General features: G+C 62.7%; 27 protein-coding genes and 1 pseudogene. 10 read left to right on the forward strand and 18 right to left on the reverse strand.

Annotated features, from left to right (window positions below; translation table 11 throughout):
• Positions 1 to 3: 3 nt before the first annotated feature.
• A complete protein-coding gene (locus AC1VON_RS01565) occupies positions 4 to 957 on the reverse strand; it encodes a ring-cleaving dioxygenase (protein ID WP_483120159.1) in 954 nt (317 codons plus the stop codon).
• Between the two features lie 300 nt (positions 958 to 1,257).
• On the opposite strand from AC1VON_RS01565, the gene AC1VON_RS01570 reads away from it, so the two are divergent.
• From AC1VON_RS01570 to AC1VON_RS01585, 4 genes are all read left to right on the forward strand, one after another.
• Complete coding sequence (locus tag AC1VON_RS01570; protein ID WP_081295019.1) at positions 1,258 to 1,425, forward strand: hypothetical protein; 168 nt, start codon at positions 1,258 to 1,260, stop codon at positions 1,423 to 1,425.
• Between the two features lie 143 nt (positions 1,426 to 1,568).
• Positions 1,569 to 2,159: a DJ-1/PfpI family protein gene (locus tag AC1VON_RS01575; RefSeq protein ID WP_483120161.1), complete on the forward strand. Its 591-nt coding sequence runs from the start codon at positions 1,569 to 1,571 to the stop codon at positions 2,157 to 2,159.
• Between the two features lie 66 nt (positions 2,160 to 2,225).
• Positions 2,226 to 2,633: a hypothetical protein gene (locus AC1VON_RS01580; protein WP_483120163.1), complete on the forward strand. Its 408-nt coding sequence runs from the start codon at positions 2,226 to 2,228 to the stop codon at positions 2,631 to 2,633.
• A 72-nt stretch (positions 2,634 to 2,705) separates the two neighbouring features.
• On the forward strand, positions 2,706 to 3,425 hold the full coding sequence (locus AC1VON_RS01585; RefSeq protein ID WP_027041910.1) for a helix-turn-helix transcriptional regulator: 720 nt from the start codon (positions 2,706 to 2,708) through the stop codon (positions 3,423 to 3,425).
• Between the two features lie 56 nt (positions 3,426 to 3,481).
• On the opposite strand, the gene AC1VON_RS01590 is transcribed toward AC1VON_RS01585, so the two are convergent.
• The 5 genes from AC1VON_RS01590 to AC1VON_RS01610 form a co-directional block, all read right to left on the reverse strand.
• A complete protein-coding gene (locus tag AC1VON_RS01590) occupies positions 3,482 to 4,174 on the reverse strand; it encodes a DUF1013 domain-containing protein (RefSeq protein ID WP_032931999.1) in 693 nt (230 codons plus the stop codon).
• A 425-nt stretch (positions 4,175 to 4,599) separates the two neighbouring features.
• Positions 4,600 to 5,694: a helix-turn-helix transcriptional regulator gene (locus AC1VON_RS01595; protein WP_483120166.1), complete on the reverse strand. Its 1,095-nt coding sequence runs from the start codon at positions 5,692 to 5,694 to the stop codon at positions 4,600 to 4,602.
• A complete protein-coding gene (locus tag AC1VON_RS01600) occupies positions 5,691 to 6,794 on the reverse strand; it encodes a helix-turn-helix transcriptional regulator (RefSeq protein ID WP_483120168.1) in 1,104 nt (367 codons plus the stop codon). Before AC1VON_RS01600 ends, AC1VON_RS01595 begins: the two co-directional genes overlap by 4 nt.
• A gap of 275 nt (positions 6,795 to 7,069) precedes the next feature.
• A complete protein-coding gene (locus AC1VON_RS01605) occupies positions 7,070 to 7,210 on the reverse strand; it encodes a DUF1127 domain-containing protein (protein WP_064987068.1) in 141 nt (46 codons plus the stop codon).
• Between the two features lie 289 nt (positions 7,211 to 7,499).
• Positions 7,500 to 8,510, reverse strand: a complete 1,011-nt coding sequence (locus AC1VON_RS01610) for an NAD(P)H-quinone oxidoreductase (RefSeq protein ID WP_483120170.1) — start codon at positions 8,508 to 8,510, stop codon at positions 7,500 to 7,502.
• A gap of 121 nt (positions 8,511 to 8,631) precedes the next feature.
• Between AC1VON_RS01610 and AC1VON_RS01615 the strand changes: the two genes are divergently transcribed.
• The 3 genes and pseudogenes from AC1VON_RS01615 to AC1VON_RS01625 all read left to right on the forward strand — a co-directional run bounded on the left by AC1VON_RS01615 (position 8,632) and on the right by AC1VON_RS01625 (position 10,458).
• Positions 8,632 to 8,826 (forward strand): DUF1192 domain-containing protein, encoded by a 195-nt coding sequence (locus AC1VON_RS01615; protein WP_483120172.1) that lies wholly within the window; start codon positions 8,632 to 8,634, stop codon positions 8,824 to 8,826.
• A gap of 65 nt (positions 8,827 to 8,891) precedes the next feature.
• Positions 8,892 to 10,163: pseudogene (locus AC1VON_RS01620) on the forward strand (MFS transporter); the annotation flags it as partial.
• Positions 10,164 to 10,194: 31 nt separating this feature from the next.
• Positions 10,195 to 10,458: an ArsR/SmtB family transcription factor gene (locus tag AC1VON_RS01625; protein ID WP_027031521.1), complete on the forward strand. Its 264-nt coding sequence runs from the start codon at positions 10,195 to 10,197 to the stop codon at positions 10,456 to 10,458.
• 35 nt (positions 10,459 to 10,493) lie between these two features.
• Here AC1VON_RS01625 and AC1VON_RS01630 read toward each other — a convergent pair whose 3' ends face one another.
• The 4 genes from AC1VON_RS01630 to AC1VON_RS01645 all read right to left on the reverse strand — a co-directional run bounded on the left by AC1VON_RS01630 (position 10,494) and on the right by AC1VON_RS01645 (position 12,929).
• Entirely contained in the window at positions 10,494 to 10,958 is a 465-nt protein-coding gene (locus tag AC1VON_RS01630; protein ID WP_483120174.1) for an SRPBCC family protein, read from the reverse strand.
• Between the two features lie 11 nt (positions 10,959 to 10,969).
• Complete coding sequence (locus AC1VON_RS01635; protein WP_483120176.1) at positions 10,970 to 11,305, reverse strand: ArsR/SmtB family transcription factor; 336 nt, start codon at positions 11,303 to 11,305, stop codon at positions 10,970 to 10,972.
• A 5-nt stretch (positions 11,306 to 11,310) separates the two neighbouring features.
• A complete protein-coding gene (locus AC1VON_RS01640) occupies positions 11,311 to 11,967 on the reverse strand; it encodes a glutathione S-transferase family protein (protein ID WP_483120178.1) in 657 nt (218 codons plus the stop codon).
• Positions 11,968 to 12,083: 116 nt separating this feature from the next.
• A complete protein-coding gene (locus AC1VON_RS01645) occupies positions 12,084 to 12,929 on the reverse strand; it encodes an alpha/beta fold hydrolase (protein WP_483120180.1) in 846 nt (281 codons plus the stop codon).
• Positions 12,930 to 13,021: 92 nt separating this feature from the next.
• Here AC1VON_RS01645 and AC1VON_RS01650 point away from each other — a divergent pair, with 92 nt between their 5' ends.
• The 3 genes from AC1VON_RS01650 (at position 13,022) to AC1VON_RS01660 (ending at position 14,453) form a co-directional block, all read left to right on the forward strand.
• Complete coding sequence (locus tag AC1VON_RS01650; RefSeq protein WP_172348205.1) at positions 13,022 to 13,543, forward strand: winged helix-turn-helix transcriptional regulator; 522 nt, start codon at positions 13,022 to 13,024, stop codon at positions 13,541 to 13,543.
• A 76-nt stretch (positions 13,544 to 13,619) separates the two neighbouring features.
• Complete coding sequence (locus AC1VON_RS01655) at positions 13,620 to 13,853, forward strand: hypothetical protein (RefSeq protein WP_056576497.1); 234 nt, start codon at positions 13,620 to 13,622, stop codon at positions 13,851 to 13,853.
• A gap of 168 nt (positions 13,854 to 14,021) precedes the next feature.
• Positions 14,022 to 14,453, forward strand: a complete 432-nt coding sequence (locus AC1VON_RS01660) for a GlcG/HbpS family heme-binding protein (RefSeq protein ID WP_172348204.1) — start codon at positions 14,022 to 14,024, stop codon at positions 14,451 to 14,453.
• Between the two features lie 69 nt (positions 14,454 to 14,522).
• Here the strand turns inward: AC1VON_RS01660 and AC1VON_RS01665 are convergent, their stop codons facing one another.
• The 8 genes from AC1VON_RS01665 to AC1VON_RS01700 all read right to left on the reverse strand — a co-directional run bounded on the left by AC1VON_RS01665 (position 14,523) and on the right by AC1VON_RS01700 (position 20,364).
• On the reverse strand, positions 14,523 to 14,924 hold the full coding sequence (locus AC1VON_RS01665; RefSeq protein WP_483120184.1) for a hypothetical protein: 402 nt from the start codon (positions 14,922 to 14,924) through the stop codon (positions 14,523 to 14,525).
• Positions 14,925 to 15,077: 153 nt separating this feature from the next.
• A complete protein-coding gene (locus tag AC1VON_RS01670) occupies positions 15,078 to 16,031 on the reverse strand; it encodes an agmatinase (RefSeq protein WP_483120186.1) in 954 nt (317 codons plus the stop codon).
• 33 nt (positions 16,032 to 16,064) lie between these two features.
• On the reverse strand, positions 16,065 to 16,739 hold the full coding sequence (locus tag AC1VON_RS01675) for an amino acid ABC transporter permease (RefSeq protein WP_172348201.1): 675 nt from the start codon (positions 16,737 to 16,739) through the stop codon (positions 16,065 to 16,067).
• On the reverse strand, positions 16,736 to 17,395 hold the full coding sequence (locus AC1VON_RS01680) for an amino acid ABC transporter permease (protein ID WP_483120188.1): 660 nt from the start codon (positions 17,393 to 17,395) through the stop codon (positions 16,736 to 16,738). Before AC1VON_RS01680 ends, AC1VON_RS01675 begins: the two co-directional genes overlap by 4 nt.
• 100 nt (positions 17,396 to 17,495) lie before the next feature.
• Positions 17,496 to 18,353 (reverse strand): transporter substrate-binding domain-containing protein, encoded by an 858-nt coding sequence (locus AC1VON_RS01685; RefSeq protein WP_172348199.1) that lies wholly within the window; start codon positions 18,351 to 18,353, stop codon positions 17,496 to 17,498.
• A gap of 2 nt (positions 18,354 to 18,355) precedes the next feature.
• Entirely contained in the window at positions 18,356 to 18,940 is a 585-nt protein-coding gene (locus tag AC1VON_RS01690; RefSeq protein WP_483120190.1) for an Lrp/AsnC family transcriptional regulator, read from the reverse strand.
• Between the two features lie 280 nt (positions 18,941 to 19,220).
• The gene (gene rpmF, locus AC1VON_RS01695; protein WP_008834724.1) at positions 19,221 to 19,403 is read right to left on the reverse strand and encodes a 50S ribosomal protein L32; all 183 of its coding nucleotides are present in this window, start codon (positions 19,401 to 19,403) and stop codon (positions 19,221 to 19,223) included.
• Between the two features lie 199 nt (positions 19,404 to 19,602).
• On the reverse strand, positions 19,603 to 20,364 hold the full coding sequence (locus AC1VON_RS01700; RefSeq protein WP_483120192.1) for a biosynthetic peptidoglycan transglycosylase: 762 nt from the start codon (positions 20,362 to 20,364) through the stop codon (positions 19,603 to 19,605).
• Between the last annotated feature and the right edge of the window lie 33 nt (positions 20,365 to 20,397).

Raw genomic sequence — 20,397 nt, forward strand, 5'->3', positions numbered from 1 at the left:
GATCTACTTCAACGGCTTGAGGCCGGCCTCGATCGAGGCGCGCTTCGGTTCGAGGAATGGCGGCAGGGCCAGGCTTTCGCCCAGCGTCTCCAGCGGCTCATCTGCGGTGAAGCCTGGCCCATCCGTGGCGATCTCGAACAGGATGCCGTTCGGCTCGCGGAAATAGAGCGAGCGGAAGTAGTAGCGCTCGACCTCGCCGCTCGACGGCAGGCGGAATTCGCCCAGGCGGGCGGTCCATTGATGCAGCGTCTCCTGGTCCGGCGCCCTGAAGGCGACGTGGTGAACCGCGCCGGCGCCTTGCCTTGCCGGCGCCAGGCCGGGCTGCACGGCGACATGGAGCTCCGCCGCCGGCCCGCCCGCGCCCATTTCGAAGACGTGGACCCGGCCCTCGCCGTCCGGCGAGGCATAGTCACGGACCTTGCGCATGTTCATCACCCTGGTCAGCACCGCCTCGGTATTGGTGATGTCGGGGACGCTGATGACGATTGGCCCCAGCCCGCGAATCTGATGCTCGGCCGGTACCGGGCTTTGCGCCCAGGGGTGGCTGCCGCCCTTGCCGCCATCGCTGATCAGCCGCAGACGCTGGCCTTCAGGATCCTCGAGATCCAGGCCGGGGTAGCCGCCGATGTCGGCAATCTCTCCTGTCACGATGTTCTCAGCGGCCAGGTGCTGTTTCCACCAGGCTAGGCTCTCCTGGCTGCCGACCCTGAGGCTGGTCCGCGCGATGCTGTGGGTGCCGCGTCGTTCGCGGCCCACCGGCCAGTCGAAGAAGGTGAGGTCGGTGCCCGGTGTTGCCTCACCGTCGGCATAGAAGAGGTGGTAGGCCGACGTATCGTCCTGGTTCACTGTCTTCTTGACCAACCGCAGGCCCAGCACCTTCGTGTAGAAGTGAAGATTGCCAGGCGCATTGGCGGTGATGGCGGTCAGATGGTGGATTCCTGTCAGTTGCAGGCTCATGATCGTCTCCCTGTTTTTGGGGAAGAATTTTCTCCTGTCATATCAGAACTGCGATCCCATCGCTGAAGGCCTTGTATCCCGACAGTCCGTCGTCATGGGTTGAACAATAGCGCCTTGATAAGCACTCATACAGTGAACAATCCTCCTTCCCGTGTGCTGGTCCGAGGTTGCGGTTCGAGGACGGCCTGCCGAGGATCTGTACCAAGCGGAACTATCGCCGCGAACCCTGCCATCCTCCTGACAGACTGTTGTCAGGAGGGGTGTGCGATACTGCCTTCAGTCAGAGAGAGGAGAATAGCCATGAACGGTTTCACCATTCTGCGCGGCATGCAGCACTATGTCGGCAAGGTTCGCACGATGCGCAACGAGATCCGCACGCAGCGTTTCATGAACGCACTGCCCGCGGACATCCGCAAGGATATCGGCTGGCCGGATATGTATGCGGAACGTCGCTCCCCCGGCAATTGAGGCGAATTTTTCGACGTCGATATTGGACGTGGACGCGCCAATGCCCAGATATCAATGCATGTCGCCCAAAAGTGGCCCCCGTTTTTGGGGGCACAATATGCATGAAAATAGAGCTACGGCGCGCCGAGGGATGGAGCGAGCTTATGCCCGATCAGAAGACAATCGGTTTCCTTTTCATCGAGGGGTTTGCCGACTGGGAATATGGGTTGCTTGCGGCCTCGGCGGTTGAATGGTTCGGCGCCCGCGCCGTGTCGCTGACCCCCGAAGGCAGGCCGGTGACCGGCATCAGCGGTTTTCGGCTGACGCCTGACCGCTCGGCCGGCGTTGAAGAGAATGCCGATCTCGATGCTGTCGCCGTCATCGGTTCCGATCAGTGGGCGGGCAAGGCGCCGCCGGATGTCGCCGAACTGCTCAACGCCGTCGCAACGCGCGGCGGCGTGGTTGGCGGTATCTGCGCCGGCACGCTGGCGCTGGCCCGGGCCGGCATGTTCGAGGAAGCCAAGCATACCAGCAATGGCCGTGACTGGATCAACGGCCATGAAGCCGGCTATGCCGGCGACAGCAACTATCAGGACGTGCCGCATGCCGTCGCCGACGGCAAGATCGTGTCCGCGCCGGGATCGGCGCCTGGCACCTTTGCCCTTGCCTTTTTGAAGACGCTCTATCCTGAAAGAAGCAGCGATCTCGCTCAGATGCGAACGCTGTTCGCCAGGGAATATGCTGAAGCCTCCTGACAGTATGCTGTCAGGAGGCGCGTGCGATGGTGGGACAATGCGCAAGGCCGGCCGAGAGGACGATCGATGAAAAGCTGGAACGACAGGCTGAACACGCCTGGCATCAACGGCGTGAAACCGACGCCGCGCACGATAGGTGACGTGGTCGAAGGCCAACCGATGTTGGTGCCGACCGCTCGCCAAGTAGACGATTTCATCCGCTCGATCCCGAAAGGCGTCGAGATGGATATCCGTGCGTTGCGCACCGCCCTTGCCATCGAAAACGGCGCCGAAGTGACATGTCCGGTCACTGTCGGCTATCATCTGCGCACGGTTGCCGAAGCCGCCAAGGAAGACCTCGAGCGCGGCATGATGCTGAGCGACATCGCTCCCTTCTGGCGCGTGCTCGATGCCAAGACGCCGACAACGAAGAAACTGTCCTTTGGCGCGGAGTTCGTTGCCGCGCAGCGCAAGCGCGAAGGACTGAAGCCGTAATGCATGTCATCTGCAAGTGGATCCGGTCTGGGAGCCACGGCATGCATAGGAGAACCACTGGGGAAGCAAACGATGCGCCGCGCCGACAGGCTCTTTCAGATCGTGCAGCATCTGCGGGGTGGCCGTCTGGTCACCGCCCAGAAGCTTGGCACGTGGCTCGAGGTTTCCGAGCGAACAATCTACCGCGACATAGCCGACCTGCAGTCGACCGGGGTGCCGATCGACGGCGAGGCCGGTGTTGGCTACATGATGAGGGAGGGGTTCGACCTTCCGCCGCTGATGTTCACGCGTGACGAGATCGTGGCGCTGGTTGCCGGCGCGCGCATGGTGCGCGCCTTTGGCGGCGCCGCCATGGCACGCGCCGCCGACGAGGCGCTGGTCAAGATCGGCGCCGTGCTGCCCGATGCCGAGAAGGACCGCATCGCCCGCACCGAGATCCACACGCCGATGTGGGTGGTCAGCGACGCCGCCCGCGAGGCGATCGACCTGATCGAGCGTGCGGTCGAGAAGCGCCAGGTGCTGACCATCGACTACTCGGACGAGGCCGGCCGCGGCACCGCGCGCGACATCAGGCCGCTCGGCCTCTGGTTCTGGGGCAAGGTGTGGACGCTGGTCGCCTGGTGCGAGATGCGCGACGACTTCCGCGCCTTCCGCATTGACCGCATCGCCTCGGTGGTGATCGCCGGCCGCATCTTCAAGCCGGAGCGCGGCAAGCAGCTTGCCGACTTCTACCGGGCGGTGGAGCGCAGCGAGGATTACGGCATGGCGCCTGACCGCGTGGCGCGAAGCTGAGATCGCCCAATAAAAAAGCCCGCTCGAAGCGGGCTTTTTTTGGTCTGTCGAGACCCTTACTCGTCGTCCGTGTCCTCGTTCTTCGACTTCAGCGCCGAGAGCTTGGCAAACACGGCATTGGCGTCGAGTTCGGCATCCTCGTCCTTCGGCTTTTCGGGAGCCGGCACCAGCCGCTCGGTCAGGGCGGCGGGCAGCAGCGTGTCGCCGACCGGCTGCGCCTGCTCGCGGCCGCGCGAGGCGCGGTTGACTTCCATGTCGAGGTCGATCTGCGAGGCAAGACCCAGCGTCACGGGATCCATCGGCTGCAGATTGGCCGAGTTCCAGTGCTTGCGTTCGCGGATCTGCTCGATCGTCGACTTGGTGGTGCCGACGAGACGCGAAATCTGCGCGTCCTTGAGTTCGGGATGGTTGCGCACCAGCCAAAGGATGGCGTTCGGCCGGTCCTGGCGCTTCGACAGCGGCGTGTAGCGCGGTCCCTTGCGCTTGGATTCCGGCACCCGCACCTTGGGGTCGGAAAGCTTCAGCCGCTGGTTCGGATCCTTCTCGGCGCGCGCGATCTCGTCGCGGGTCAGCTGGCCGGTCATGATCGGGTCCATGCCCTTGATGCCTTGCGCCGATTCGCCGTCGGCGATCGCCTTGACCTCGAGCGGATGCAGCCCGCAGAACTGCGCGATCTGCTCAAAGGAGAGCGCGGTGTTGTCGACCAGCCAGACGGCGGTCGCCTTGGGCATCAGCAGCGTATTGGCCATTTTAAAAATCCTTCTCGTTCGCCCGCGTTCCCGCGCGGGCGGTGGTTTAGAGCCACCAAAATGGGAAATTCGCGGCCTGTATAACCGTTCCCTTGCCGTTTCGCAATGTTTTTGGGAAGGCCAGCAAATGGCGCGACAGCTAAGGATTGACTGGCCTGGCGTCGCCCTTCGGCTGTACGGCAATGGACGGCGCATCGGGCGGAGGGCCTGAAGCCTTTGGCTTGGGCTGATCGGCGACGGGTGTATCTGGCGCCTGCGGGCCGCTCGGCTTCAGATTGACCGAGACCGGACGCACCTATCTCAAGCGGATTTTCGCCAAGACCGGCACACGACAGCAAAGCGAACTCGTGGCCCTGCTCAAGAGCACCGAGCCGCTGCAACGCCGGTAGTCGATCGAGCTCTTGGGCCGAAGATAAAAGCCGTGATCATGGCGCCGAGAAACGGTCAACGCCCTTGAGAAGCGCCACAAGCTGGCTTTGTTGGCGTGTACCGGTCTTGGCGAAAATCCGTTCGAGATACGTTCGCGCGCTTTTGACGGTGATCTTCGACGTGGCCGCCGCGTCTTTCAGCGCAATGCCTTGCGAGAGTGCCGAGGCCAGACGCGCCTCGGCCGGCGTCAGATCGAAGAGGCCGGTGAGCAGGGTCGGTGATGGGACCATTGAACTGGCGCTCAGCGCCGTCGCAGCCATTAAGATATCGCCGCCCGAAAAAATATCGTGAGCGGAGCGATGCAGCGGCAACAGGTGAATGATGAGCGGTGGCCGTCCCTCTTGCGCCTGCAACGGGATTGACCGGACGGAAAATTCCCCATGGCCAACCATCGCCCCGACGCATTTCTGGAACAGAAGATCAGCATCCGAGTCGCCGATCGTCATGCGGCCAAGAGCAGCAGGACGGAAAATAGCCGGCATCGCTTCCAGGAGCGGATTGGCTATCAGAACCCTGCCCGCCGAGGACAGGACGGCAGCCGGCAATCCCATTGTCTCCATGGCCGAGACGGTACCACGGGCACGTTCCAGCCCAAGCCTTGATGCTACCAGACCGGCGCGAGCAAGATGCGGCCGCAAGGCATTCAAGCGCGCCATGTCCTCCCCGGAAGGACGATCATTGTGACGCCATCGTTCGGTCGAAAACAGCGCCATGTCGCCTGTCGGCATGAAGACGAAAGAGCCGACCTGCCCGCCGATCCCCAGCGGTCGGGTTCGTTCGAGACGCAGATGGTTGCTCTCCAGTGCTTCCGGAGGAAAGTAATCGGCGTCGTAGATAAAGGCTGAAGGCGGCGTCATCGAAAACATGAGTTGCACCTCCTCGCTCTTCTGCCAGCCATTGGCAGCGTCGAAGGCCTCAAGCACTGGCGCAATCAGATCGGTCGCAATGAATTTCGGTGGCGCGCGATCGCGGAACAGGACGAGCGAGGCGGCGGCCGAATTGGAGACCGTGCTCAGTTGGTCCAGCACGCCAGGCCATAGCTCGGGTACAAAGGCGGCTTCGTAGATACGATCGGTCAGTTCGACGATCATCCCTGCTCGCGCATGTTTATCTGGGGTAATTCCGCGCTCTTGAGCAGCGCGACAAGCTGGCTTTGCTGGCCGGTCCCGGTCTTGGCGAAGATCCGCTCCAGATACGTCCGGGCGGTCTTCACCGTGATGTTCGAATTGGCGGCGGCGTCGACCAGGATTTTCCCTTGCGAGAGGGATGCGGCCAGACGCGCTTCGGCAGGCGTCAGATCGAAAAGCCCGGCAAGCAAGCTTGGCGAGGGGACCGTGGAACTGGCGCTCAACGCCGTTGCCGCGACCAGAATGTCCGCGCCGGAGAAAATCTCGTGCGCGGCGCGGCGCAACGGCAAGAGGTGGAGGATCAGAGGCTGCCGGCCGGCGGCGGCCGGGATCGGGATCGATCGGACCGGCGGTTCGACTTCGCTGCGTGCCGCGACGATGGCGTGCTGAAACAGCCGGTTGGCATCGGCATCCCCGATAGCCATGCCGCCAAGGGCCACTGGAAGAAAGACGGACGACATCGCTTCCAGCAACGGATTGGCGGTAAGCACCCGCCCGCTCGAGGAGAGGACCGCCGCCGGCAAGCCGATGGCGGTCATGGCCGCGACAGTCCCCCTGGCTTTTTCGAGGCCGAGCCGCGCGGCGACCAGGCTTGCTCTTGCCATGGCCGGCCTGAGATTGTCGAGCACATCGAAGCCGCTGCGGTCGTAATTGCCTTCGCCCAGCCTACGCTGAAACACGAAGATCGCCAGTTCGCCACTTGGCATCGGAATGGCGGTACACGTATGGGCGCCGATACCGAGCGCACGCAGGCGTTTACGGACCGGATCATTCTCGATTTCCTCGGCCGTCAGGAAGCTTTCGACATCGACGAAGCTCGCCGGTTGAACCGCGCACATGCGCGAAACCGCTGTCGAAAACTGCAGAGTGTCTCCGACGAGAAACTCGCTTAGCAGGTCTTGCAACAACGGCACCGTTCTTCCGCGCACCGGCTGCTCGTCGGCGAAAAGGAAAACGGCGCCCCCCACCGACGTGGAAGCAGCATTTATGCCCTCCAGCACGTCCGGCCACAGATCCGGCACGAAAGCAGCTTCGTAGATCTTGTCGGTAAGATCATCCAACATCGAGCGTGGAAGCCTTCTTCGGCGTTGTGGCTTGCCGGCCGGACCACCACGCCCTCACGCAGCAACCGATCCCCTTCTGTCAAGATGGCATGCTGAAAACTGAGGTCAAGCCTGCCCGGCGCCTGATAGAGGTCTAACGGCGGCTTATACGCTTGCCCCAAAAGACAAAACCCGCTGGACGGGGTCCAGCGGGTTCGGAACCGGAGACGGGAAGCGTCTGCGACGGCTCTGCTTCTCGGCACGTGCACGGCCTTGCGGCCGGGTCGTGCTTGAAATCAGATCGCCTGGCGGGCGATCCGTTCGATGTCGGCGCGGTTGATACCGAGATCGCTGAGCTGACGCGCGTTGAGACGGTTCAATTCGCGCACGGTCTCGTTGTACATGCGCCAGTTACGGAAAGCGCGGATCGGGTTCATGATGGTCCTCCTGATGGGGTGTTCGTTTCGAGGCTGCACAGATAGTGATCATCGATGAGGACTTGAACGGCCGATTTTGCATAGCAATGATGCAAATGCTGCATTGCACCATTAAGCTTCTGTTCATCTTGTAGGCACTGACACCCACGCCGGGACGTGTCGGGATTCAGGTCAGGCCGAGCCGAGCGTACTCAAGGTACGTGCGCACAGTTCTACTGCGACGCAGTGGAACGGGGAAGCGCGGGAGGCCAGCATTCGCAGGCCGGCCTCACCTGAATATCGACACGTCCTAGCCGACGTCGAGCACGATCTTGCCTATATGTTCGCCCTCCTCCATCCGCTCATGCGCGCGCCAGGCATCCGTGAGGGGGTAGATCATGTCCATGACCGGAGCGACCTTGCGCGTACCGAGCAGCGGCCAGACCTGGGCTTCCAGCGCCGCCGCGATTGCCGCCTTGAACTCGACGGTGCGCGGCCTCAGCGTCGAACCCGTATGTGTCAGCCGCTTGACCATGATCTTGGAAAAGTCGGCTGTGGCAACAGCGCCCGCCTGCACCGCGATCTGGACGATGCGGCCCTCGACGGCGGCCGCCTCATAGTTGCGCTGGACATAGTCGCCGCCGACCATGTCGAGGATGACATTGGCGCCCTTGCCGCCTGTCGCCTCCTTGACCGCCTTGACGAAGTCCTCCTCGCGATAGTTGATCGCCCGGTCGGCGCCGAGTTTCAGGCAGGCGTCACATTTCTCCTTGGATCCGGCGGTGGTGATGACATAGGCGCCGAAAGCCGAGGCAAGCTGGATCGCCGTTGTGCCGATGCCGGACGAGCCCCCATGCACGAGCAGCGTCTCGCCCTTCTTCAAGCCGCCGCGTTCGAAGACATTGTGCCAGACCGTGAAATAGTTTTCCGGCACCGCCGCCGCTTCCGTATGGGTGAAGCCCGCGGGCAGCGGCAACACACTGCCGGTATGAACCTTGACATATTCGGCATAACCCCCGCCGGGGGTGAGCGCGCAGACCCGTTCGCCGATGCGCCAGCGCGATACCTCGTCGCCAAGCGCGGCCACTTCGCCCGAGACCTCGAGGCCCGGCAGGTCCGATGCGCCGGGCGGTGGCGGATAGGCCCCCTTGCGCTGCTGCACGTCGGGCCGGTTGACGCCGGCGGCATGCACCTTGATCAGGATCTCGCCGGGACCAGGCCGGGGCACGTCGCGGGTTTCCGGTTTCAGCACCCGTGGACCGCCTGGCTCCGAGATCGCGATCGCTGTCATCCTTGCCGGAATCTTCTGTCCGTTCGCCATGAACTTTCCCATCTTCCTCGCCGCGTTCTTACCGGCTGTTTGCATCGACACCCTTGCCCTATGTATGCTCATTGCCAAATCAGGCAAATGGCCAATCTGGTCTGGCGGAGGAGGAGCAACCATGGCGATCTTCGACGACGAACCCAAGAAGAAGGCGCGTCCGCACGAGATCGGGCAGGACCTGTCGCTGCTCTCGGTTGGCGAGTTGTCGGAGCGCATCGGCATCCTGTGCGACGAAATCGCCCGGCTGGAGGCCGAACTCAAGGCCAAGGACAACACCAAATCGGCCGCCGAGGCGCTGTTCCGCCGCGGATAGGCGACGAGCGCAACGGCCCGCCGCCGAAAAGCCCGAATGCGACTGTCTTCAGACCTTCTGTCCCTCCCAGAGTCCAGCCGGATCAAAAAATGCTCGCATCCTACAGGCCGATCCTCTCCCTGCTTCGCGGCACTGCCTTCCTGCTGGCGGCATCGGGCCTGCATGGGCTGCTGTTGCCCTTGCGCGGCCAGGTGGAAGGGTTTTCGACAGCCTCGCTTGGCCTGATGGGCACGGCCTGGGCCGGCGGCTTCGTCACCGGCTGCTTTTTTGCACCGCGCATCGTGCGCCGCGCCGGGCATGTGCGCGCTTTCGGCGCCTTTGCCGCGTCCGGTGCCATCGTGGCGCTGCTCACCGGCTTGGTCATCGACGAATATGTCTGGATCCTGCTGCGCGCCTTCACCGGCTTCACCATGGCCGGCGCCTTCATGGTCATTGAAAGCTGGCTTAACGAGAAAGCCACAAACGAGAACCGCGGCACCGTCTTCGGCCTCTATATGATGGTCACCTATGCCTCGATCATGGGAGGCCAGATGATCGTCGCCGGCGGCGATGTGAAATCGGCATCGCTGTTCATGATCACCGGCATCCTGTTCTGCCTGTCGCTGATCCCGACCGCGGTTTCGACGGCCTCGCACCCCAAACCGCTGCAGGACGTCAAACTCGACGTCAAGGGGCTCTACGCCAACTCGCCGGTGTCGGCGATCGCCTGCCTGCTGATCGGCATCGCCAACGGCGCCTGGGGAACGCTTGGTGCTGTCTACGGCGCCCGCATTGGTATTTCCACCGCCGAGATCGCCTTGATGATGAGCCTTGTGGTCGTCGCCGGCGCCGCCATGCAACTGCCGGCCGGGCGTCTCTCCGACAAGACCGACCGGCGTTTCGTGCTGGCCGGAGCCGCTTTCGGCGCGGCGCTGTTTGCACTCATGATCTTCCTGTTCGAACCGCGCTCCGGCATTTTCGTCATCGTCCTCACCGCTGCCTACGGCGCTTTCGCCTACACGCTCTATTCGATCGCCGTGGCGCACGCCAACGACCACGCCCGTGCCGAGGATTTCGTCAAGGTATCGGGCGGCCTTCTGCTGCTCTATGGCTTTGGCACCATGATCGGCCCGTTGCTGGCAGCCGCGCTGATGGGCTGGATGCGCCCTGAGGGCCTGTTCCTGGCGACCGCCTTCGCGCATCTGTCGCTGGCCGGCTACACGCTGCTGCGCATCAGCCGCCGCGCTCCGGTGCCGATCGGCGATCGCGATGCGTTCAAGACGCAACCGGCCGACCGCTCCGTGACGCCGGAAGCATTGCGGCTTGATCCAAGAAGAAAAGAAGAAACAGACAGTTGAGATTTGAAAAACTTTGCCTCACAAATGAGGCATGATGTTTTCCGACGCCTTCATGGCGATCGCCGACCCCAATCGGCGCCATCTTCTGGAAGAACTTCGACGCGGTCCGAAGACCGTCAACGAATTGGCGGCCGGGCTGCCAGTGTCGCGCCCAGCGGTTTCACAGCATCTGAAAGTCTTGCTCGACGCCGGACTGGTCAACGCCAAGGCCGAAGGCACGCGGCGTGTCTATACGGTAAGCAACGCCGGCTTCCTGAAGCTCAACATCTGGCTCGATCAATTCTGGGAGGCCTGATCCAGCGCCCTCAACCTTCGACAACGCCCCGATGGTCAGGTCTGTACATGCAGGAATGCACCAAGCGCGTCGAGCAGTTCGCCCGTTCCATGCTCACGCGTGGCCGGCGTGTCGTGGCCATCGAGGAAGGCCCCCTGCTCCGTCATCACAAGCCGCGTGCCGCCGCCTTCCGCCATGAGCTCGATCGTCGCCAGTGACACCGAGACGCGGGTTTCACCGAACAGCAGTTCATAGCTGTAGACGATGCGGCTGTCCGGCACGATGTCCTGATAGACCGCGTTGAAGAAATGCATCTGCCCATCGCTCGGGCAGCCGGCATTGGTTTCCCTGCCGCCAACGCGGAAGTCCATTTCGTGCCGGCTGGACATCGGGTCGTGGGGATCGACGAACCATCGCCGCTTGGCATCAGGATTGCTGAGCGCGAAGAAGACTCTTGCAGGTGCCGCCGGATAGAAGCGCTCGACGACAAAGGTGGAGTGGACGACGGATCGTTGGTTCACTCAAGCCTCCTTCATGTTTCGCCGGTGGTTTCGGCGAGAAAATCGCCGAGCCGGTCCAGCCTGCGTTCCCAGGCGTTGCGCCGCTCGTTGATCCAGTGCTCGGCCGCTCTCAATGCCTTCGGCTCGATCTGGCAGGTGCGCACCCGTCCCAGTTTTTGCGAGCGCACCAGGCCACTCGACTCCAGCACGTTGAGATGCTGGACGACGGCCGACAGCGACATCGCCAGCGGCTCGGCCAGTTGGCTGACCGAGGCGGGGCCACGCGACAGCCGGTCGACCATCTGCCGTCGCGCCGGATCGGCAAGCGCCTGGAACATCAGGTCGAGCTGGGCGGGATCGTGCAGCATCCCGGTCAGCCATTATTGTAGGGAAAGAACTTGAAGTAGGGCTGCGCCTCCTCGATCACCCTGGCGAAGGCAGGGCGCCGCAGCAGCCGGTCGTGATAGCGCTTCACGGCCGGATATTTGTCGCCGAACGGCTCGACCTTGTTGGCATAGAAGAGTGCTGGAGATGCCGCGCAATCGGCCAGGCTGAAGGCATCGCCCACCGCCCAGCTCCGCGACTGCATCTCCTGTTCGATGATGGCGTAGGAGGTGCGCAGCTGGCCCCGCGCCTGCTCGACACCGAACGGATCGGTCTTGTCCTGCGGACGCAACCGGTCGCCGACGATCTTCTGCATCGGCTCCTGCACATAGAAATCATAGAAGCGGTCAGCCTGGCGGACGGCCAGCGCCGGGTCGACGTCGGCGGGAACGAGTTCGACCGGCCCCGGATAATGCGCGGCCAGATATTCGACGACGATGGTCGATTCCAATACCGTGCGGCCGCGCGCATCGTCGCGCAGCGCCGGCATCTTGCCGGTCGGCGATATCTTGAGGAAGGCCCCGCGCGATTGCTCGTCGCCGAGATCCACGATGACCGGGTTGAAGGCGGTGCCGTTCTCGTAGAGCGCGATCAGCGGCTTCCAGCAGAAGGAGGCCAGGGGATGGAAATGCAGCGTCAGGGACATTCTTTGCTCGCCTGTTTCTGGTTCGTCGGCGGGGCGGGAACCGCATGTCCTGCCGGGTCAATACTGAAGCATTTACTTCACTATTGTGCCGCGCCTTGCCCGTCAAGGCCGGCACATCAGGTCCCCTGGTTGGACCTGATATGCATGATGATGGCGGCCGATATCGCCGGCCAGTCCTGAGGATGCAATTCATGGCCGCCGCCGTCGACGCGAAGGAATTTCGCGCCGGTGACCGCCTGGGCCAGCGCCTCGCCATGTTCGATCGGAAAAATGGGATCGGCGGTGCCATGGATGACCAGCAGCGGGGCTTGCATCTCGTGCAGGCGACCCTTCCACTCGGCGCCACCCTTGAGCGAGAAATGATTGGTCGCGCTCAGGAACCCGCCGGCTCGGTCGTAATCCTGTTCGATGAAGGCTCTCATCCCGGGCTCGTCGAATGGATGGGCGATGCTGGCGATCGCGCGCGCATCCCTGACTATGAAGTCGATCACCTGGCGGCGATCCGTCCAGTCGACGTCGGCGCCCTCGGCCGAATGCTCGATATAGGCGTCGCTCATCCCTGGCAGATGCGAGGTGTCCATCGCCATCGGCGAGCTGCTGATCACGGTAAGCGATGCAACACGGGAGGGGTGCCTGAGCGCCACGAGTTGCGCGATCATGCCGCCCATCGACATGCCGGCGACATGGGCCTTGCCGATGCCATGACTGTCGAGCACGCCAATCGCATCGTCCGCCATGTCGTCGAATGTGTAGGGCGGCTCGCCAGGCGGATATTTGGTCGAGCGACCGGTGTCGCGATTGTCGTAGCGGATCACGTACAGCCCGGCATCCGCCAACTCCCGGCAAAATGCCACCGGCCACCACAGCATCGAAGCCATCGCGCCCATTATCAACAGCAGCGGAGGACTTTCGGGATCGCCGAAGGTTTCGGACAGGATCAGGGGACGGTTGATAGTCGCCATTGCATGGTCTCCCAAACTGATTGCATTTTGCAATCAGTTGCACTGTAATGAAACTGATACGATAATGCAACTGGTTTTATGGAGAGAATCGAATGAGCCTTGATCGCCGATCCGGCTGCCCGATCAACCTGTCGCTGGAAGTGTTCGGCGACCGCTGGAGCCTGATCATCCTGCGTGACATGATTTTCGGCGGCAGGCGTCATTTTCGCGAGCTGCTCAACGGATCGATGGAAGGCATTGCCTCAAACATCCTCGCCGACCGGTTGAAGCGGCTTATGGAGCTCGGCATGCTGACCAAGGCCGACGATCCCTCGCACAAACAGAAGGCAATCTATAGCCTCACCGAGATGGCCATCACGCTGGTGCCGATCCTGGCCCATCTTGGCGCCTGGGGCCGGGTCTGGCTGCCGACCAGCGAGGAACTCTCGATCCGCGCCGAGCTCCTGGAAAAGGGCGGACCGCCATTGTGGGAGAAATTCATGGACGAGTTGCGCCATGAGCATCTCGGCACGCCGCTCGATCCGGCGACTGGCCCTTCTGTCCGCGCGACCCTGCAGGCCGCCTATGAAGCCGTGGTCGCCGGCAAGGCTCTCGGTACCAGCCCGGCCGCGTGACCAACTATTTTCCCCGCTAAGTGGCCGGCTCTGCTAGAAGAAGCGGAAACCACAATTCACGGGATTGGATAAGGTCTTGGTTGAGAACTCTCGGGATGCCGCCCGCGCGCGCGCCGATCTGCGCTTCAAGAAGCAGGAAGAGGCGGCAACCGTCCGCCAGAAAGCGATGGCGGAATACGCCGCGGAGAGTGATGCCCGCAAAGCCAAGACCGACAAGCTGCGGGCGCTGCGGCTCGCCAAGGAAGCCGAAGACCTCGCCAACGCGCCGGCAGTGCCAGCCAAGAAGCCTGCGCGCGCCAAGAAGAAATAGCGCCGCTCTCCAGCGAACCGACACTGCTCGGATACATCAGTTCGACGGCACCATTCGGACAGCCCCGGCCTTCATCCCATCGCTTCGCGAGAAGCAATTTCAACCGAAACCGGGATTGCTTCGCGCGACCGGCCGCCGATCATTGTCCTTTTCAAACAGGAGATTGCCATGACCGCACTGCCGCTCGAAAAAGCCCGTCAAATCATCGATGCCGCCTTCGCCAAGGGTGCCGATCTCAAGCTCAAGCCGCTGGGTGTCTCAGTGCTCGACGCCGGCGGCCATCTGGTCGCCTTCCAGCGCCAGGACGGCGCCTCGTTCCTGCGCCCGCAAATGTCGGCGGGCAAGGCCTATGGCGCACTGGCCATCGGCATGGGCTCACGTAAGGTCGAGGCCTTCGCCAAGGAACGGCCCCATCTGGTCGCCGGCATTTCCGATGTGTCGGGCGGACGCGTACTGCCTGTGGTCGGCGGCGTGCTGATCCGCGACAAGGCCGGCACCATCATCGGCGCCGTCGGCATTTCCGGCGACACCTCGGACAATGACGAGGCAGCGGCCATCGCCGGCATCGAGGCCGCCGGCTTTACCGCCGACCCAGGCTAAGGGCCGGAGACCCGACGGACGTTCCGCCAACTGTCGGCACAAGCGCCCGTCAAACCTCCGCTGAAGGACCTAGTTCAAGTTGATGTCCCGGCTCGCCGACCGCATCGACACCGCGAACCCGGCCAGCACATCGAACAGCGCGATGATCATCAGCGTGAAGAAGATGGAATGCGCCGCGCCCTTGACCAGCAGGAACTCGACCAGGAAGGCGACGAAGACCAGCGTCGACAGAAGGTGGTCCATGATCGAAGCGCCGGTCGTGCGCGCCGCCTTGACCATTTCGAGGAACAGGAAGATCAGCCCGAGCAGCACCATCAGGTCGCCAAGCGTCATCGAGAAAACTCCACCCGACATCATGCGGAATGAGAAGATCTCGCTCGCCCATGGATCGTCGCCGCCGCCGAATATACCCAGCAGGCCGAGATTGTAGAGAATGAAAGGCACGATCAAAAGCGGGACGGCACCGAACATCTGGCGTCTCCATAGGGGGCACCTTCTGTAGAATGCGCCGCAGGCACGCCGTCAAGATTTTTCGTGCGCAGCCGCAAACACGGTCGAAGACCGGATGCAACAACCATGTCAGCCGGTTGCCCGGCTGACATGGAGCAAACGAGGACAAAAGGCTCAGCGCTTGAAGTAGCCGGCACGCACGGCGGCACCGATGACGTTGAGGATGATATGGCCGGCCGTCATCGAGGTGATCTCGTTGATATCGCGCGCCGGCGCGATCTCGACGATATCCATGCCGACGAGACGACCCTTGCCGACCAGCCCCTTGATCAGGTCGATCGTCTGGCGGTAGCTGATGCCGCCCGGCTGTGGGCCCTCCACCGCCGGCATGACCGCCGGGTCAAGTCCGTCGGCGTCGATGGTAAGGTAGTAGCGGCCGCCATCCGGAATGCGCTTGAGCAGCGCGGCGGTGCCGATATCCTGCCATTCGTTGGTGGTGATGATGTTGGCGCCGTAGGCGCGGGCAGCCTCCACTTCCTCGGTGCGCGCACTGCCCTGGCCACGAATGCCGACCTGGAAGATATCCTTGACATGCGCCATCTCCGAGGCCCGCCGGATGGTGCTGGAATAGCCTTCCTTGACGCCGTTGACATTGTCGCGCCAGTCGAGATGGGCATCGAGCTGCACCAGCGTGATCGGGCCTTCGCCGTCGAGCGCCCGGAAGATCGGAATCGGAATGCCGTGGTCACCGCCGATGGTGATCGGCAGTGCGCCGGCGGCAAGGATCTTGCGGATCGCCGCCTCGGCCCTGCCGTAGTGCCCGACATGATCGGCGGCATTGCCCGGCACGTCACCGACATCGACCACCTTGATGTCTTGGCCGGCGAAGACCGGCCCGCCAATATCGAAATCATAGCGGTCGAGCGCCTGGCTGATGCGCTGCGAGGCGCGCCGCACCGCCGTCGGCGCGTTGGTCTGGTCGTTGATCAGCTCGTCGATCGTGTAGGGATCGCCATAGGGCATGCCGATGATGGCGACATCGGCCTTCAGAGTGTCGAGATCCTCGACCTGCGGGAAATTCAGGAATGTCTGGAAGACATCGCGCGGCGCGGTGGTAAGTTTGGACATGGGGTCTCCTCTGTGTTGAAAGGCTTTTTTGGATCAGGCGCCACGGCGGGCCGCGAGATGGGGCTGCAGCTTGTGCTCCAGGCTGCGCGAGATTGCCGCGACAAGGGCGGTCAGCCCCCAATACAGCAATGCGATGGCGGTGAAGATCTCCACCGGCGAGAAGGTGCGGCCGATGATGTTCTGGGCCATGTAGGTGAGTTCTGGCACGGTGATCGCCGACAGGATCGCCGATTCCTTGATCAATGTGATGGTGAGGTTGGTGGCCGCCGGCAGGATATAGCCGAGCACCTGCGGCACCAGGATCTTGCGGAAGATGGTGAGGTAGCGCAGGCCCAGCGCATAGCCGGCCTCGACCTGGCCATATGAGATGGACTGGATCGCTCCCCTGATGATCTCGGCGGAATAGGCGCTGGCATAGGCCGACAGCGCACCGATCGAAACCACCACCGGCGAGAGCCGGATGCCGAACATCGGCAAGGCGTAGAACAGAAGGAAAATCTGGATCAGGAACGGGATGTTGCGGAAGATCTCGACATAGGCCGACACGATTGCCCCCGGCAGCCGTCCGCCCCTCAGCCTCACCAGCGCCAGCAAGATGCCGAGTGCGAAGCCGAATGGCAGCGACACGGCGCACATCAGCACCGTATTGCCAAAGCCCTTGGCCAGGATCTGCCAGTTGTCAGCGATGACGGCGAAATCGAACGTCATGCGCGCGCGCCTTCCGCCTTGCGCTCCAGATGCCGGGTCAAAAGGCTGCAGGAAAACAGCACGATGAAATACAGCACCGCCGCGATGCAGAACGCCTCGACCGGCCGGTAGGTAACGTTCATGATGTTCTGCGCGGTGCGGGTCAGCTCAACCACGGCGATCACCGACAGGATGGACGAGGCCTTCACCAGCATGGTGAACTCGTTGACCATCGGCGGGATGATGGCCCTGAACAGCTGCGGCATGATGATCTTGAACCAGGTCACCACGAGCTTCAGGCCGAGCGCCTTGGCCGCTTCATACTGGCCGGCCGGAATGCGCGTCAGCCCGGCGCGCAGGATCTCGGCGACGAAGGCCGCGCTGTTGAAGCTGAGCGCCAGCACGCCCGCCAGGAGCGGCGGCAGATCGATACCGACCAGCCCCGGCAGCACGTAATAGACGACGAAGATCTGCACGATCAACGGCGTGCCGCGGATGAAGCTGGTGTAGAGCGCACCGATCCAGCGAACCAGGCGCCAGCGCGACCGGCCGCAGGCCAGCAGGCCGAAGCCGATCAGCGTGCCGGCCAGGAACCCCAGTGCTGAGACGCCGAGCGTGATGCCGGCGCCTGTCAGGAATTGCGGCAGGAAGGTCAGTGTTTTTGAAAAATGGAACATTTTTCAGCTCGAACGGAGAAGCACTGTCCGTCGTCGGCGCGGGCGATAGCCGCGGCAGCGCATCGCCCACGCCACGCCAGACAAGTTCAGGAGAAACGGTTCAGAGCGCGCCGGGCGGTAGATAGCCCTGGTCTGGCGTCTTCATCTCGAAGCCGAACCATTTCAGCTGCAGCTCCTTCAGCTTGCCGCTGTCCTTCAGCTCGCCGATCTTGGTGTTGATGAATTCGCGCAGATCCTTGTCCTCCGGCCGAACGACCCAGGACAGGTAGGAGAATTCGCCGATCGAGCCGACGACCTTGTAGGTGTCGGGGACGTTCTTCATCAGCACCGCCGCCGAAGGCGAGGCAATGACAATGGCATCGACCTGGCCGGAAGCGAGAGCAACGTGGGTCTCGGGGAAGGAGGTGAACAGCTTCAGTTCGCCGACACCCTTGCCGCCCTTGTCCTTGAGTTCCTTGTCATAGGCTTCGATGATCGGCTGCACGGACGAGGCAAGCTGCGTCGCCACCACCATGCCGTTGATGTCTTCCGGCTTCTTGATGCGCTCCTCATCGGCGCGCACCACGATGACATTCTCGAACGAGCCCGTCGGCCTCGTGTAGGCATATTTCGCCGCCCGCTCGGCATTGATGCCGGTCGAGGTGGCCATCAGGTCAAACTTCTTCGCCAGCAGGCCCGGCAGCAGCCCTTGGAACGGCAGGTTGAGCTGGTCGAGCTTCACGCCGAGCTGGCTCACCACATAGTCGAGAATATCCTTGTTGTAGCCGACGATCTGGCCGTCGCGGACGAACTCGAACGGCTCGAAGGCGGCCTCGGTACCGACCACGATGGTGCCGCGCTGCTTGATCTGGTCGACAAGCCCGTCGGCATGAGCGGCGGATGCGAAGGACAGGAAGAGCGGCGCGGCGGCGAGCAGAGACAGGACGCGGCGGCGCGATGCGGAAAGGAACTCACCCATTGTTACCCTCTTTTTTCTTCGGTTTTGCTGCGCTGGTAGGCCCGGCCGGAGTGCTTGAACACGCGGCCGATCATGTAGCTCTCGGAATCCTTGATCCCGGGAACGTTCGCCAGTTCGCTGACCAGGAAGTCATGCAAGCTGGTCGTTGATGGCAAAGTGAGTTGGATGATGATGTCGAACGGCCCGGTCATGGCGTAGACGCTGTCGACGAACGAATATTCCGACAGTTTCCGGGCGACGCTGATGATGTGCTCGCGATCGACATCGAACCCGACGATGGCGGCAATGCCGACATCGCTGCGCAGGGGGCGCACGACCGCCTGGATGCAGATATCCGGATCCTCGAGCACGCGCGCCATCTTCCGCCGCACCGTCGCTTCGGTGACGCCGATGCGCTTGGCGATATCGACGCTCGACATCCGCCCGTCGACCTTGAGTTGGGAAAGCACCGCCTGTTCGGTGTCGTCGAGATCACTCGTGCTGACGAAATCCCACATGTAATTCCCCACTGATGTCGATTTACGACTATTATTTTGAAAATTGCATAAGAAACCGTCATTGACAATCCCACCCATGCCGAAAAACATCGAAAGAAGGCCTGTCGATGGACGGATGAGATGCTGGAAGCTGGGCCTGGTGTTGAGGGAAGTCGCGTCGATGGACGTCAGCCAGGGTGGGTCGCGCGGCGCGCGGGTGTCCGACGCGCTTGGGCACAGCCCCCGTCGGAGACAGCCTCAAGAGCTTGTCGGTATCCTGGAGTGGGGACGGTGGCCCGGGCGTCGACCTTGCTTGTTAAGTTCCGCCAAACGCAAAAAGACCGGCCAGAGGCCGGTCCTTTGTAACTCAAACCTTCAAAAAGAGCTGGTATCAGCTTTCCTTGGGGGTCAGCACCTGGCGACCGCGATACATGCCGGTCTTCAGGTCGATATGGTGCGGGCGGCGCATCTCGCCGGAATTCTTGTCCTCGACATAGGTCGGGGCCTTGAGGGCGTCGGCCGAGCGGCGCATGCCGCGCTTGGACGGAGAGGTTTTGCGTTTCGGAACGGCCATGGATATGCTCCACTACATGGTCAAAAGCCCCGCCCGCCCTCGTGAAAGGGCCATGTCGGGGCCTAAATCTGAGAAAGTCGGGTGCCTATACACGCCTGACACTGTTTTGGCCAGCACTACAGTGAATTTTTTTGAGCCGGCCAGGCTGGGGCGTATTGAGGTTCAGGTCAGGCCGGCATCACCTGAACATCGATATACCCTACTCGAGACAGCCGACATACGCGCCGGAGCGGCCAGCCCTGCGCTCGATCAGATTGGCGAGCCGTCTCAAACCCGGCCCGGGCTTCGCCGGATTGCGGGCGATCGGATTGGGCAGCGTGACGGCCAGAAGCGCCGCCTGCCGTCTGGACAGCTGTTTTGCCGGAATGCCGAAATGGTGCTGCGCCGCCGCCTCGATGCCATAGATGCCGGGGCCCCATTCGGCGATGTTGAGGTAGATCTCCATGATCCGCCGTTTCGACATCACCGCGTCAAAATAGACGGCCAGCGGCAGTTCGACGACCTTGCGCACCGAGCCCAGCGGCCTCGACCACAGGAACAGGTTCTTCACCGTCTGCATGGTGATGGTCGAGGCGCCGCGCGTCGCCTCGCCGGCCAGCGCATCGTCGACGACCCCCCTGAGTTCGCCGAGATCGACGCCGCGGTGGAAGCAGAACTGCCCGTCCTCCGACATGATGACGGAATGGGCCAGCACCGGCGCGACATCGTCGATCGACACCCAGCGCCGGTCATAGCCGGAGAAGGTCGCCAGATCCTTCAGCATCAACGTCGACACCGGATGCACGAAGGACGGCAGGTAAAGAAAGGTCAGCACTGTCGGGATCAGCGCCAGCACGGCGGCCGCGATGAGGCCGCGCCGGACCCAGCGCCTGAGACTGCTGCGGTTCACGCCGCGCGATCTCGTCGCCATGTCCAGCTTTTCGGTTTCATGATCGACGATCGGTTCCGCCAAGCCGCCCAACCCGTGCCAGAGAGATCGTTTTGAAACTCGCTC

It is taken from the genome of Mesorhizobium sp. HAY1-8B (genome assembly GCF_056868045.1).

Bases quoted from the DNA above. Each gene is read 5' to 3' on its own strand.
- AC1VON_RS01615 (WP_483120172.1), top strand. From the start codon at position 8,632: ATGGCGATCTTCGACGACGAACCCAAGAAGAAGGCGCGTCCGCACGAG.
- AC1VON_RS01610 (WP_483120170.1), bottom strand. From the start codon at position 8,510: ATGGCGAACGGACAGAAGATTCCGGCAAGGATGACAGCGATCGCGATC.
- AC1VON_RS01605 (WP_064987068.1), bottom strand. From the start codon at position 7,210: ATGAACCCGATCCGCGCTTTCCGTAACTGGCGCATGTACAACGAGACC.
- AC1VON_RS01580 (WP_483120163.1), top strand. From the start codon at position 2,226: ATGAAAAGCTGGAACGACAGGCTGAACACGCCTGGCATCAACGGCGTG.
- AC1VON_RS01645 (WP_483120180.1), bottom strand. From the start codon at position 12,929: ATGGCGACTATCAACCGTCCCCTGATCCTGTCCGAAACCTTCGGCGAT.
- AC1VON_RS01565 (WP_483120159.1), bottom strand. From the start codon at position 957: ATGAGCCTGCAACTGACAGGAATCCACCATCTGACCGCCATCACCGCC.
- AC1VON_RS01650 (WP_172348205.1), top strand. From the start codon at position 13,022: ATGAGCCTTGATCGCCGATCCGGCTGCCCGATCAACCTGTCGCTGGAA.
- AC1VON_RS01625 (WP_027031521.1), top strand. From the start codon at position 10,195: ATGATGTTTTCCGACGCCTTCATGGCGATCGCCGACCCCAATCGGCGC.
- AC1VON_RS01670 (WP_483120186.1), bottom strand. From the start codon at position 16,031: ATGTCCAAACTTACCACCGCGCCGCGCGATGTCTTCCAGACATTCCTG.
- AC1VON_RS01570 (WP_081295019.1), top strand. From the start codon at position 1,258: ATGAACGGTTTCACCATTCTGCGCGGCATGCAGCACTATGTCGGCAAG.
- AC1VON_RS01690 (WP_483120190.1), bottom strand. From the start codon at position 18,940: ATGTTTTTCGGCATGGGTGGGATTGTCAATGACGGTTTCTTATGCAAT.
- AC1VON_RS01595 (WP_483120166.1), bottom strand. From the start codon at position 5,694: ATGATCGTCGAACTGACCGATCGTATCTACGAAGCCGCCTTTGTACCC.
- AC1VON_RS01685 (WP_172348199.1), bottom strand. From the start codon at position 18,353: ATGGGTGAGTTCCTTTCCGCATCGCGCCGCCGCGTCCTGTCTCTGCTC.
- AC1VON_RS01665 (WP_483120184.1), bottom strand. From the start codon at position 14,924: ATGTTCGGTGCCGTCCCGCTTTTGATCGTGCCTTTCATTCTCTACAAT.
- AC1VON_RS01590 (WP_032931999.1), bottom strand. From the start codon at position 4,174: ATGGCCAATACGCTGCTGATGCCCAAGGCGACCGCCGTCTGGCTGGTC.
- AC1VON_RS01600 (WP_483120168.1), bottom strand. From the start codon at position 6,794: ATGTTGGATGATCTTACCGACAAGATCTACGAAGCTGCTTTCGTGCCG.
- AC1VON_RS01585 (WP_027041910.1), top strand. From the start codon at position 2,706: ATGCGCCGCGCCGACAGGCTCTTTCAGATCGTGCAGCATCTGCGGGGT.
- AC1VON_RS01680 (WP_483120188.1), bottom strand. From the start codon at position 17,395: ATGTTCCATTTTTCAAAAACACTGACCTTCCTGCCGCAATTCCTGACA.
- AC1VON_RS01635 (WP_483120176.1), bottom strand. From the start codon at position 11,305: ATGCTGCACGATCCCGCCCAGCTCGACCTGATGTTCCAGGCGCTTGCC.
- AC1VON_RS01675 (WP_172348201.1), bottom strand. From the start codon at position 16,739: ATGACGTTCGATTTCGCCGTCATCGCTGACAACTGGCAGATCCTGGCC.
- rpmF (WP_008834724.1), bottom strand. From the start codon at position 19,403: ATGGCCGTTCCGAAACGCAAAACCTCTCCGTCCAAGCGCGGCATGCGC.
- AC1VON_RS01640 (WP_483120178.1), bottom strand. From the start codon at position 11,967: ATGTCCCTGACGCTGCATTTCCATCCCCTGGCCTCCTTCTGCTGGAAG.
- AC1VON_RS01660 (WP_172348204.1), top strand. From the start codon at position 14,022: ATGACCGCACTGCCGCTCGAAAAAGCCCGTCAAATCATCGATGCCGCC.
- AC1VON_RS01575 (WP_483120161.1), top strand. From the start codon at position 1,569: ATGCCCGATCAGAAGACAATCGGTTTCCTTTTCATCGAGGGGTTTGCC.